The 7,053-nt window shown below is 73.5% G+C and carries 9 protein-coding genes; 8 read left to right on the top strand and 1 reads right to left on the bottom strand.

The genetic code is table 11. From position 1 onward, the window contains the following. Window positions 1-45 precede the first annotated feature (45 nt). From B9G49_RS09535 to B9G49_RS09515, 5 genes are all read left to right on the top strand, one after another. Window positions 46-753 carry a type I 3-dehydroquinate dehydratase gene (locus B9G49_RS09535; RefSeq protein ID WP_086216193.1) on the top strand — a complete coding sequence of 236 codons (708 nt, stop codon included), beginning with the start codon at window positions 46-48 and terminating at the stop codon, window positions 751-753. An 89-nt stretch (window positions 754-842) separates the two neighbouring features. Further along, complete coding sequence (locus B9G49_RS09530) at window positions 843-1,031, top strand: hypothetical protein (protein WP_049932484.1); 189 nt, start codon at window positions 843-845, stop codon at window positions 1,029-1,031. Between the two features lie 128 nt (window positions 1,032-1,159). Continuing rightward, entirely contained in the window at window positions 1,160-2,131 is a 972-nt protein-coding gene (locus tag B9G49_RS09525; protein WP_049932482.1) for a rhomboid family intramembrane serine protease, read from the top strand. Then, window positions 2,131-2,994 carry an endonuclease V gene (locus B9G49_RS09520; protein ID WP_086216192.1) on the top strand — a complete coding sequence of 288 codons (864 nt, stop codon included), beginning with the start codon at window positions 2,131-2,133 and terminating at the stop codon, window positions 2,992-2,994. Before B9G49_RS09525 ends, B9G49_RS09520 begins: the two co-directional genes overlap by 1 nt. 85 nt (window positions 2,995-3,079) lie before the next feature. Continuing rightward, window positions 3,080-3,352 (top strand): hypothetical protein, encoded by a 273-nt coding sequence (locus B9G49_RS09515; protein ID WP_004596496.1) that lies wholly within the window; start codon window positions 3,080-3,082, stop codon window positions 3,350-3,352. Window positions 3,353-3,370: 18 nt separating this feature from the next. On the opposite strand, the gene B9G49_RS09510 is transcribed toward B9G49_RS09515, so the two are convergent. Then, window positions 3,371-4,681 carry a rhodanese-like domain-containing protein gene (locus B9G49_RS09510; protein WP_086216191.1) on the bottom strand — a complete coding sequence of 437 codons (1,311 nt, stop codon included), beginning with the start codon at window positions 4,679-4,681 and terminating at the stop codon, window positions 3,371-3,373. A 111-nt stretch (window positions 4,682-4,792) separates the two neighbouring features. On the opposite strand from B9G49_RS09510, the gene B9G49_RS09505 reads away from it, so the two are divergent. The 3 genes from B9G49_RS09505 (at window position 4,793) to B9G49_RS09495 (ending at window position 6,978) form a co-directional block, all read left to right on the top strand. After that, window positions 4,793-5,560: an AAA family ATPase gene (locus tag B9G49_RS09505; protein ID WP_086216190.1), complete on the top strand. Its 768-nt coding sequence runs from the start codon at window positions 4,793-4,795 to the stop codon at window positions 5,558-5,560. Continuing rightward, on the top strand, window positions 5,557-6,216 hold the full coding sequence (locus B9G49_RS09500; protein ID WP_086216189.1) for a hypothetical protein: 660 nt from the start codon (window positions 5,557-5,559) through the stop codon (window positions 6,214-6,216). Before B9G49_RS09505 ends, B9G49_RS09500 begins: the two co-directional genes overlap by 4 nt. Before the next feature lie 132 nt (window positions 6,217-6,348). Further along, window positions 6,349-6,978: a hypothetical protein gene (locus B9G49_RS09495; protein ID WP_086216188.1), complete on the top strand. Its 630-nt coding sequence runs from the start codon at window positions 6,349-6,351 to the stop codon at window positions 6,976-6,978. Window positions 6,979-7,053 lie beyond the last annotated feature (75 nt).

The raw sequence follows: 7,053 nt of genomic DNA, 5'->3' as shown, positions 1-7,053 counted from the left end.
GTTCTACCCCGACCAGCTAAGTCCCCGCCCGCGGTACGCCCGCGTATGTTCGAGGAGTTCGTCCTCGCGGCGAGCACGGCCGACCTCTCCGAGGAGCCGCGGGCCCGCGACCACGCCGACGCGGTGGAGTTCCGGATGGACCTCGCGGACGCCCCGCGCGACCAGCTGGCGAGCTACGACGGCGAGCTCCCCCTGCTCGTCACGAACCGGGCGTCGTGGGAGGGCGGCGAGGCCGACGGGCTCGCGCGCTACGACGCGCTCTCCGACGCGGTCGCCCGCGACGCGGTCGCCGCGGTCGACGTGGAGCTCGCCGCGCTGCGCGGGACGCACCCGGACCCGGCCGAGGAGTCGCACGCGACAGCGCTGCGTGACGCGGCCCGAAGGGAGGGGGTGGCGGTGGTCGCGTCGGTCCACGACTTCGAGTCGACGCCCGAGCCGGCCGCGCTGGTCGACCTGCTCGCCGACGCCGCGAGCGAGGGCGACGTGGGGAAGCTAGCGACGACCGCGACCGCCCCGGCGGACGCGCTGGCGACGCTCAAGGCGACCCACGAGGCGACCGTCGCTGGCCATCGGGTCGCGACGATGTGTATGGGCGAGCCGGGGCGTCACACCCGCGCGGTCGCCCCGGTCTACGGCTCGAAGATCGGCTACGCGCCCGTCGACCCCGCGGAGGCGACCGCGCCGGGGCAGTACCCGCTCGCGACGCTCCGAACCCTCGTCGACAGGCTTCGAGGCGGCGAGCCGGGCGCGTAGAGGCGGCGAGCCGGACGCGTAGGGACAGCAAACCGGGCGCGCGTAGGGGCGGACACTTTTCACGCCCGCCGTCGAACTACGGCGGTGAGATGGCCCTCATCGGATCGGATCAGTCGTCGGTGGTCTCCGCGTTCGGCCTCCTCATCGCCCTCGTCGCGGTCGTCGGCACCCGATTCCTCGGGTGGGAGTGGGGGTCCGGCCGACTCGTCCCGACGCTCGTCGGCGTGGCGGTCGCCGGGGTCGCCGTCGCGGTCGTCGCCGGGCGGGTACTGGACTGAACGCGGCGACCGCGTCGCCGTCGCGCACGTCGATCCGGTCGCCAGGCCCGGCTCGCCGCGTCGCCGACCGGCCGACGCGCCCGGGACGGAGCCAAACCGCTTTACGACCGCCCGCGTAAGTGTCGTCAATGGCGACGTGCGACGAATGCGGGGAGTACGAGAACCTCCCGTACCAGTGTAAGCGGTGCGGCCAGACGTTCTGCGCCGAGCACCGACTGCCCGAGAACCACAACTGTCCGGGCCTCGCCGAGTGGGACGACCCCGGCGGGGTCTTCGACAGCGGCTTCGACGAGAGCGTCGAGGGCGGGGCCGCGGGCGGCGCCGCCGACGCGCGGGGCGGCGGAGGCGGAGTCGTCGACCGCGTCAAGCGTCGGGTCGACCGCGAGACCGGCACCGGCGGGTTCGTGAGCTTCTTCCGCAACAACGCGACGTACGCGATCCTGCTGGCGATGTGGGTCACGTTTGTCGCGCAGTGGGTCGCGCTGTTCGTCGGCGGCCAATCGCTCCACAACACCCTGTTCGTGCTCCAGTCGGAGGCGGTCACGAACGTCTGGACGTGGGTGACTTCGGTGTTCTCGCACGCCCCGGGACAGCTGTTCCACATCATCGGCAACAGCGTGGTCATCCTGTTTTTCGGCCCCCTCGTCGAGCGCGCCGTCGGGTCGAAGCGGTTCGCGGCGTTCTTCTTCGGGGCGGGGATCGCCGCGGGTCTCGGCCACGTCCTCTTCGCGATCGCGACGAACGCCCCGCCGACGGGGGTCCTCGGCGCCAGCGGCGCCGGCTTCGCGATCCTCGGCGTCCTCACCGTCTGGCGGCCGAACATGCAGGTCCTCCTCTTTTTCGTCATCCCGATGAAGATCAAGTACCTCACGTGGGGGATCGCGGTCGTCTCCGCGCTGCTCGTGGTCACGAGCGGCACGGGCGGCGTGGGCGGCATCGCGCACCTCGCGCACCTGATCGGGTTCGCCATCGGGCTCGCGTTCGGCAAGCGCAACGAGGGGCTCGCCCGCTCCGCGGGCGGCATGGGCGGCGTCTCGATGGGCGGCGCCCGCGGCCCCGGGGGTCCGGGAGGCCCCGGCGGTCCGGGCGGACGCTTCTAATGGACCTCGCGCGGCCCGATCTCCGTCCCGACCCGTCGCTGTCGCGGCAGGAGATGGAGTCGCTCCAGCGCGAGATCGCGGCGGCCGCGACGTTCGACGACGACCACGCGCTCGACCCGGCCGCCGTCGCGGTCGAGTCGGCCGCCTCGCTCGCCGACGGCCTCCCGCCGGCTCGCCCGGACGCGGTCGCGAACGAGACGCTCCCCGGTACCGGCGGCGCGGTGGAGGAGTCCGGTGTGCCCACCGTCGTCGGCGTCGACCAAGCGTTCCGCACCGACCGCGCGGGCGACCGTCCCGACGCCGCCGTTTCCGCTGCGGTTGCGTTCCGCGACGGGACCGTGGTCGAGTACGCGAGCGCGACCACGCCGCTGTCGATCCCGTACGTTCCGGGCCTGCTCGCGTTCCGGGAGGGCGAGCCGATACTGGCCGCGCTCGACGCGCTCGACGCCGAGGCCGATCTGCTGGTCTGCGACGGCTCCGGCCGGATCCACTTCCGGGAGGCGGGGCTCGCGACGCACGTCGGCGTCCTGTGCGACGTGCCGAGCATCGGCGTCGCGAAGAGCCTCCTCTGCGGCGAGCCGGACGAGCCGACGGCCGAGCGCCCCGCGGGCTGGCGGACGCCGATCCGCGCGGACGACGCGGTGACGACGGCCGAGCCGGGGACGGTGATCGGCCACGCGTTCCAGTCACGCCAGTACCCGAACAGCAGGCGGGTGAACCCCCTCTACGTCAGTCCCGGGCACCGCGTGTCCGCGGAGAGCGCCGTCGACCTCGTCGCGGCGCTGTGCGCGGGCTACAAGCTCCCCGAGCCGACGCGGTTCGCGGACGCGCACGCGGAGCGGGCGAAAGGCGACGCGGAGTGAGCGCGGAGGCCGTTTCGGACCGACACTGTGTCACCTGTTGCCACGGGCAGGCGGTTTTTAGACGGTCGCCCGCGAACGCAGAGACATGGGAGACGACGACGCCGAGAGTCCGATGTCCGCCGAGGAGTTCCGGTCGCTGACCGACGGGCTGGTGCGACAGAGTTCGGGCGGCGGGACCACCGTCTACAAGAACGCCGCGGGGGTCGGCTGTCCGAACCCGGACTGCGACCGCGGCGTCTTCCAGACGCTGTTCGTCAGCGACCACGGCTGGCAGCAGATCGGCGCCACCCGCGACGGGATCGACCTCTGTCTCGTCAACACGGAGTCGAAGCGGCTCGTCTTCATCCACGACGAGTGAGCGGTCCGGCGCGACGCGTCAGTCGTCGTCCGCGGGGGAGCCGGCGTCCGGCTCGGCGGCGCAGCGGTTCGGACCGAGTTCGAGTTCGATCGCGGCGGTCTCGTCCGCCGGCGACTCGACCCCGCGGTTGGCCGCGATCACCGACTCGTAGTTCGGCGGCTTCTCCGGCAGCGTCCGCGTGATCCGTTCGACGAAGTCGTCCGCGTCGAGGCCGAGGACGTCGATCTCGCCGCGCGCGGCGCCGACCGTCGTGAAGACGGGCTCGCCGGGCTCGATCTCCCCGGTCGAGCCGTCGTTCGCGACGGCGAAGTGGCCCGGGCAGACGACGACGCCGTCCGGCTGCGCGAGCAGCGTCCCGTGGAGCGAGTCGTACAGCCGACGGGCCGCGCCCGCGGCACCCCCGTCCGAGACGCCTCCACCGTCCGCGCCGCCCTCGCCGCCGTCGTCCGCCGAGAACTGGAGCTCCGTCCGGCCGACGCTGTCGGTGAACAGCGTGTCGCCCGTGAGCACCGCCGCGTCGCCGACGAGGTAGCTCGCGCCGTCGTCGGTGTGCCCGGGCGTCGCGAGCGCCTTCAGGTCGACGCCGCCGGCGTCCAGCGTCTCGTTGCGTTCGATCGGCTCGAACTCGGAGGCCACGTCGCGGGCAGCGGCCGCGGCGGGCAGGTAGTACGGGACACCGAGGTCGTCAGCGAGCGCCCGGCCGCCCGAGAGGTGGTCCGCGTGAACGTGCGTGTCGACGACGGCCGCGATCGACGCGCCGCGTTCGGCGGCCGCCTCGACCCACTCGTCGCCGTGTCTGGAGACGTCGATAGCGACGGCGACGCGGTCGGGGCCGTCCCGGGCGTCGGATCGGTCGGCGGGAACGTGGTCCGCGTCGCCCGGCTCGCGACCGCCGACCACGAGGTAGCCCAGACACCCCTTCGCGCGGCGCTGGACCTGGACGAGGTCGAGCGGCGGGGCCGCGTCGGGCCGGTCGCCGAGCGGGACCTCGGTGCTGTCGTACACCGCGGACCAGCCGCGCATGCCGTCGGCGACGACGGTCACGTCCTCGTACCCCGCGGCGTCGAGCTCGTCGGCGAAGTCGTCGGAGGCCTTCCCCTTCGCGCACAGCGTGATTACGCTGTCGTCGGGCGAGAGCCCGGTCTCGCGTTCGAAGTCGTCGACGTCGAACTCGTGGAACGGCTTGTAGAAGTAGTGGACCGCGTCCGCCACGCGCCACCCCGCGAAGCTCTCCTCGGGTCGCGTGTCGACCACGGCGAACGAGCGCTCGCCGCGCCGTCGCTCGTCGATCCTGTCGCGGAACTCGTCGGCGGCTATCGTCTCGGCCATGGTGCTCCCATCGCGCCGCGGGATCAAAAGCGCTGCCGCCGACACGGCCGAGGAGCGAAGCGGGCGAGCGCGATGAAGAGGATTTATTCGGACCGCCGGGCGACCGGGCGTATGGTCGAGGCGTTCGCGGTCGCCAGCGGGAAGGGCGGCACGGGGAAGACGACGAGCACGCTCGCGCTCGGGATGGCGCTCGCGGCCGACCACGACGTGACCGTCGTGGACGCCGACACCGGCATGGCGAACCTCCTCTTTCACGCCGGGCTCGACGACGCGGCGGTTACCCTTCACGACCTCCTCGTCGAGGGCACCGCGACGGACGTGAACGAGGCGACCTACGAGCGGTTCGGACTCTCGGTCGTCCCCTGTGGCACCTCGCTCGCGGGCTTCGAGGCCGCGGAGCCGGAGCGGCTCCGCGACGTGGTGGCCGAGCTCGCGCGCGACACCGACGTGCTCCTGCTCGACTCGCCCGCCGCGCTGGGTTCGAAGTCCGCCGTGCTGCCGGTCGTCCTCGCGGACCGCGTCGTCGTCGTCGTCGAGCCGACGATCCCCGCGCTCTCTGACGGCCTGAAGGTCCAGGAGTACGCGCGCTCGTACGGCACGGAGACGGCCGGCGTCCTGTTCAACAAGGTCAGAGGCGGGGCCGACGACGTCGCCGCGCAGGCGGAGCGCCACTTCGGCGGCCCCGTCCTCGCGAACGTCCCCGAGAGCGACGCGGTCCGCGCGGCGCGCCGGGCCGGCGAGCCGCTGATCGCGCACGCGCCGGAGAGCGAGGCCGCCGCGCGCTACCGGCGGGCCGCCAACCGGCTCGACGTGCGCGACGGCGACGGCGACGCGGTCGCCGACCGGTTCCGCAGCGCGGTCGTGCCCGACACGCCATGAGCGGAAGCTCGGAGGGCGACGGGTCGGCGTCGCCGACCCTCACCGTCCCGCGGGGGACGCTCCTGCGCTCGCGGGTAGTCTCCGACGTGGGAACGACGCTGTCGCGCGCGCTCGACCGCGGGCTGACCGGCTACGCGACGCTCGTCCCGCAGGAGACGCTGCTGCTCTCGGGCAAGGCACGCGGCGTCCTCACCTTCGAGGACGGCGTGCCCGTGCTGGCGTACAACACGGTGACGGACAGCGGCGGGCCGGACGCGCTCGCGGAGCTCGCGGTCCCCGGCCCATACCGCGTCGAGCTGTACGCCGTCGACCGGAGCGGACTGGCGGCGGCCCACGAGGAGGAGTCGCTGCGGGTCGCGCCCGACGCGGCCGCGACCGAGCTGGCCGACGACGCCGCCCTCGCCGAGCGGACCCGCGACGCGGCGCCCGGAGAGCGACTGCGCGACGGCGACGACGAGGACGACGCCGTCGCCGCCTTCCTCGCGGACGACGACCGGATCGATGCGATCCGCGAGCAGGCGCGAGCCGAGGCCCGCGACCGCGCGGCCGAGTGGGGGCTCGACGACGCGCTCGACGGATCGGCCGAACCGGACGGGGACGACGCCGACGCGGCGGCCGGGGACGGTGCGGTGAGTGGGGGCGCGGTCGACCGCTGACCGAACGGTTATTCCGGCCCGGCCCGTCATGTCAGTATCACGGTCCTCCGACTGCTGCGGCTGACGACGACCGCCGACTTCGCGAGCTGGTACGCCGCCGGCCGCGCGTACACGGCCGGCGTCGCCGAGGGAATGGGCTTTTCGGGCGTCGACAGCCTCAACGGCGACCGAGTCGAGCGCCGCCTCCGGACGGCCCCCGACGAACTGACGCCGGACGAGGCCCAGTCGGTCGCGGCGACGCTGCTCGCGGACGGGGCGTTCTCGGAGCCGTACTGCGAGTGGCTGCCGACGTGGTACGAGCTCGCGCTCATCGCGCCGGTGCGGTACTGCGACTGGCGGCTGCGCCGAGTCGCCGGCGCGGTCGCCGACCGGGCGTCCGTGACCGCGACCGCGCCGCGGTTCTCGCGGCCGGCCGACGTGCGGATCGACGGCGCGCCGGCGCTGTCGCGGGCCTCCGGCTTCCGCGAGCGGTTCCTGCTCGCCGACTCGCTGCTCCACTTAGAGTGGTTCGTCCACGTCGCGGCCGCGGACGGCATCGACGTGCCCGCCGACCTTATCGCGCGGACCCGCGAGGAGTCGCTGTCGTACTACGGCGGCGATCGGGACCACCTCTCGCCGGACGTGCGTCGGTTCCAGCGGCACCTGTTCGCCGACGACCGCTGGGTCCGGCGCGTCGACGAGGCGTACGACCTCGACAGCGCCCTGTTCGGGCTCTGGGAGCGGCTGCTGCGCGACGAGCGTCGGCGGCTCGACGAGAGCTGACGACGCGGACTCCGAGCCGAGGACAGTCGTCCGGAATGCTGTTACAGCCCCTGTAACTCGTTACGGGATCCGAAC

It is taken from the genome of Halorubrum sp. SD683, assembly GCF_002135045.1.
Classification (GTDB): domain Archaea; phylum Halobacteriota; class Halobacteria; order Halobacteriales; family Haloferacaceae; genus Halorubrum; species Halorubrum ezzemoulense.
This window is presented reverse-complemented; position numbering and strand designations above follow the sequence as displayed.

What these genes read in the sequence shown, in the direction of transcription:
- B9G49_RS09535 (WP_086216193.1), top strand. Translation starts at nt 46, where the DNA reads ATGTTCGAGGAGTTCGTCCTCGCGGCGAGCACGGCCGACCTCTCCGAG.
- B9G49_RS09530 (WP_049932484.1), top strand. Translation starts at nt 843, where the DNA reads ATGGCCCTCATCGGATCGGATCAGTCGTCGGTGGTCTCCGCGTTCGGC.
- B9G49_RS09525 (WP_049932482.1), top strand. Translation starts at nt 1,160, where the DNA reads ATGGCGACGTGCGACGAATGCGGGGAGTACGAGAACCTCCCGTACCAG.
- B9G49_RS09520 (WP_086216192.1), top strand. Translation starts at nt 2,131, where the DNA reads ATGGACCTCGCGCGGCCCGATCTCCGTCCCGACCCGTCGCTGTCGCGG.
- B9G49_RS09515 (WP_004596496.1), top strand. Translation starts at nt 3,080, where the DNA reads ATGGGAGACGACGACGCCGAGAGTCCGATGTCCGCCGAGGAGTTCCGG.
- B9G49_RS09510 (WP_086216191.1), bottom strand. Translation starts at nt 4,681, where the DNA reads ATGGCCGAGACGATAGCCGCCGACGAGTTCCGCGACAGGATCGACGAG.
- B9G49_RS09505 (WP_086216190.1), top strand. Translation starts at nt 4,793, where the DNA reads ATGGTCGAGGCGTTCGCGGTCGCCAGCGGGAAGGGCGGCACGGGGAAG.
- B9G49_RS09500 (WP_086216189.1), top strand. Translation starts at nt 5,557, where the DNA reads ATGAGCGGAAGCTCGGAGGGCGACGGGTCGGCGTCGCCGACCCTCACC.
- B9G49_RS09495 (WP_086216188.1), top strand. Translation starts at nt 6,349, where the DNA reads ATGGGCTTTTCGGGCGTCGACAGCCTCAACGGCGACCGAGTCGAGCGC.